Below are 2433 nucleotides of genomic sequence, written 5' to 3'. Positions count from 1 at the left end.
CACCCACGCCGACCCGCGCTTCGCGGGCGGCGCCTCGGTGAGCCGCGCGGCCGGCACCCGCGCGCACCTGTCCTGGGGCGCGGGCCCCCGCCAGTGTCCGGCCCGTGAACTCTCCACCGTCCTGACCACGCTGGCGCTTGAGCGCCTGTTCGAGAGGTTCGCGCAGCTCGAACTCGCCGTACCGGAGGCTCAACTCCCCTGGCGCTCCTCGCCGTTCGTACGGGGGCTGCGCGCGCTGCCCGTACGGTACGAGGTCAAGGCGGGCGAGGCGGTGATCTCCGCCGACGCGGAGGACACGGAGAACGCAGAGGACGGGGAGCGGGGCAGGGACGGGAAGCGGAGACCCCAGGGTTCCCTGATGCGGCGGTTCCTCGTGGGACTGGTCACCGGGACGATCGACCCGGACGCGTTCTAGGCGCCCGGCCCCGGTTCCGGATCCCCGCCCCGTACGGCGTTCCGCGTGCCCGTCACCGGGGGCCGTGCTCCTCGGTGATGTCGCCGTCGTTCAGTTCCAGGACGCGGTCCGCCAGCCCGAGCCACTGGGCGTCGTGCGTGGCCACCAGCGCCGTCACACCCTCGCTCCGTACCACCGCGCGGATCAGGTTCATCACCACCATGCCCGTCTCCGCGTCGAGTTGGCCCGTCGGCTCGTCGGCGATCAGCAGCGCAGGCCGGTTGGCGAGCGCACGGGCGATCGCGACCCGCTGCTGCTGCCCGCCGGACAGCTCCCCGGGCCGCTGGGCGGCGTGTCCGTCGAGGCCGACGAGCGAGAGCAGCAGCGCCACCCGCTCCTCACGCGCACGGGCGTCCGACTCCCGGATGCGCAGGGGTATGCCGACGTTCTCGGCCGCCGTGAGGATCGGAATGAGCCCGAACGACTGGAACACAAAACCGATCCGGTCACGGCGCAGCCGCAGCAGCCCCGACTCGTTCAGGCCGGCCAGGCTCACCCCGTCGACGGTGACACTCCCGTCGTCCGGGGTGTCGAGACCGCCGACCAGGTTGAGCAGTGTGGTCTTCCCGGAGCCCGACCGGCCTTTCAGCGCGACCAGTTCGCCGCGCCCGACCGTGAACGAGACACCCCGCAGGGCGTGTACGGCGTTCTCGCCGGTGCCGTACGAGCGCCGCAGCCCCTCGACCCGCACCATCGGGTCGTGGACCGGCGTCTCCACCGACGTGCCGGCGGGGCCCGGATCGATTCCTTCGGCCATCACATACCTCTGTCGGTGGTGTCGCCGGACGCCCGCTGCTCCGGCTCGTCGGACGGCCAGACGCCGATGTGGTCCCGTTCGAGTTCCAGCGCGACCCGGTGTTTCATGCCCAGCGCCGCGAGGTGGTCGGCGGGCAGCTGGAGCCGTCCCGCCCGGTCCAGCATCGCGTACTCCCGTGACACCACCGACTCCCTTCCCTCCGCGTCGACCTCCGTGCGGCGCAGCACCTCGGAGGAGGTGCGGCCGTCCCGGATGGCGACCGTGCGCCGGACCTCGCCCGCCACCGCCTGGTCGTGGGTGACGATGACGACCGTGGTGCCGAGTTCGTCGTTGGCACGGCGGAACGCGGCGAAGACCTGCTCGCCGGTGGCCGAGTCCAGCTCTCCCGTCGGCTCGTCGGCGAGCACCACGGAAGGGGAGTTGGCCAGGGCCACCGCGATGGCCACCCGCTGCTGCTGGCCGCCGGACAGCTGGTACGGGCGGCGGTCCCGGCACTCGGTGATCTCCAGCATGGACAGCAGGGACTCCACCCGCTCCGCCTTCTTGCGGGAACGGCCCCGCAACTGCATCGGCAGGGCGATGTTCTGAGAGGCCGTCAGATACGGGAGCAGGTTGCGGGCGGTCTGCTGCCACACAAAGCCCACCACGTCGCGCCGGTAGCCCAGCCGCGCCTTGGCGTCCATGGCGAGGAGGTTGTGGCCGCCGACCCTGGCCGCGCCCGCCGTGGGCACGTCCAGGCCCGCGAGGATGTTCATCAGGGTGGACTTGCCGCTGCCCGACGCCCCGACGAGAGCGATCAGGTCACCCTTCTCCACGCGGAGATCGAGCCCCTGGAGTGCCTGCACCTCCACCCCGTCGGTGGCGAAGATCCGGACGAGGCGGTCACAGGCGATCAGCGCGTCGTGGTCGTCGCGCACCGCGTCACGGCGGGCGGTCGCGCGCTGCTCCAGCTCCGCGAGCGTGGTGTCCGTCATCGTGCGTCTCCTGTCCTGAGCCGGTCTGCGGATCCCTGGCGGGCCGCCCATCGGGCCTGCGCCGCGGTCACCGTACCGGTGAGCAGCACCACGGCCAGCGCGGAGAGCGTGAGGGACCAGGGTTCGGGCCGCAGGGCGGCGCCCCCGGCGGCGGTGAGACCGGAGGCCAGGCCGGGCGCGGCGGCGAGGGCGAGCTGAGTCACGTCGACGCCCGGCGCGATCAACCGGATCGTCGCCCAGCCGGCGAG

2 protein-coding genes and 2 pseudogenes are annotated in these 2433 nt (G+C 72.7%); 1 reads left to right on the top strand and 3 read right to left on the bottom strand.

The features are described from left to right. Nucleotides 1–415 (top strand): annotated as a pseudogene (locus GT042_RS39145) (cytochrome P450); the annotation flags it as partial. 52 nt (nucleotides 416–467) lie between these two features. Here GT042_RS39145 and GT042_RS17110 read toward each other — a convergent pair. The 3 genes and pseudogenes from GT042_RS17110 to GT042_RS17100 form a co-directional block, all read right to left on the bottom strand. Continuing rightward, complete coding sequence (locus tag GT042_RS17110) at nucleotides 468–1211, bottom strand: ABC transporter ATP-binding protein (protein WP_161309582.1); 744 nt, start codon at nucleotides 1209–1211, stop codon at nucleotides 468–470. Then, the gene (locus GT042_RS17105) at nucleotides 1211–2185 is read right to left on the bottom strand and encodes an ABC transporter ATP-binding protein (RefSeq protein WP_202532968.1); all 975 of its coding nucleotides are present in this window, start codon (nucleotides 2183–2185) and stop codon (nucleotides 1211–1213) included. Before GT042_RS17105 ends, GT042_RS17110 begins: the two co-directional genes overlap by 1 nt. Further along, nucleotides 2182–2433: pseudogene (locus tag GT042_RS17100) on the bottom strand (ABC transporter permease); the annotation flags it as partial. The pseudogene GT042_RS17100 and the gene GT042_RS17105, both read right to left, overlap by 4 nt.

This window comes from Streptomyces sp. SID3212 (assembly GCF_009865405.1).
Lineage (GTDB): Bacteria > Actinomycetota > Actinomycetes > Streptomycetales > Streptomycetaceae > Streptomyces.
Note: the sequence above shows the minus strand (reverse complement) of the source record. Positions and strands in the feature narration are given on the sequence as shown.